The organism is Parvimonas sp. M20, from assembly GCF_035282425.1.
Classification (GTDB): domain Bacteria; phylum Bacillota; class Clostridia; order Tissierellales; family Peptoniphilaceae; genus Parvimonas.
This window is the reverse complement of record NZ_JAYKBQ010000049.1, coordinates 1-796: the sequence shown is the minus strand read 5'-3', so window position 1 is coordinate 796 and position 796 is coordinate 1. Positions and strand designations below refer to the sequence as shown.

Sequence of the window (796 nt, the reverse complement as noted above, 5' to 3'; positions counted from 1 at the left end):
GTCTTCTGCGCGCGCAGATATTGCTAATGTAGGTACTAATCTGGCCACGGAAGTGGATCGTGCAAAGGCTGATACTGCTTCTATCCGTACTGTCCAGGGACAGATGCAGCAGGATATTAGTGGCAATCTGTCCCGTATTCAAACCGAGGAAATTAATCGGGCAACCGCTGTATCAGCTCTGTCCAATCGTTCAGACACGATCGAGGCAAGTGTTCGGGGGGTTATTAACACTTCCTTCAACGAATACTTTGACAATGATACTGCGGGCTGGAGTAATATTCCTCGGGGGATGGTGGTTGCATCTTCTTATGGGCGTGCTAATGTTCTGCGTACCGTGCAGGGTGTGCGTTATAATCAAGTAGAAGGCCGTAAAGTTTATATTACCTCGGCGGATCAAAAGTTTAGGTTGCGGGTTTCTTGGCGGTGTGCTTTAGGATCTGGACGTTATTTCTTTGGCGCTGTATTTTATGATGCTGCCGGCAACGTAGTTGCGGCAAATGATGGTATAGGTAATTATCCTCTTGGTCCGAATGTTCTAAGTGATAGTGTACTGAATAACGGATGGAATGATCGCGAAGTCGTTATCGGCAAAGGTATGTCATTCTATTCCCAGTATGGTGGATCCTGCGAGATCCCAGCTAGTACTGTTTACTTCCGTCCGGTTATGTTCCTTAACTATGAGAATAATCCCGACAATATTACGGAAGTTGACTATTTCGTAGTTGAGGATACGACTCAAAGCGAAATATCCAAGGCATTAATCTCCAATGAGGCAACTACACGCGCCGATATGGAC

General features: G+C 46.1%; 1 protein-coding gene. It reads left to right on the top strand.

What is annotated here, in order from left to right; genetic code table 11:
* Positions 1–52: 52 nt before the first annotated feature.
* Positions 53–796, top strand: a 744-nt coding sequence (locus VJI93_RS08290; RefSeq protein WP_324009244.1) for a hypothetical protein, incomplete at its 3' end; no start/stop codon positions are given.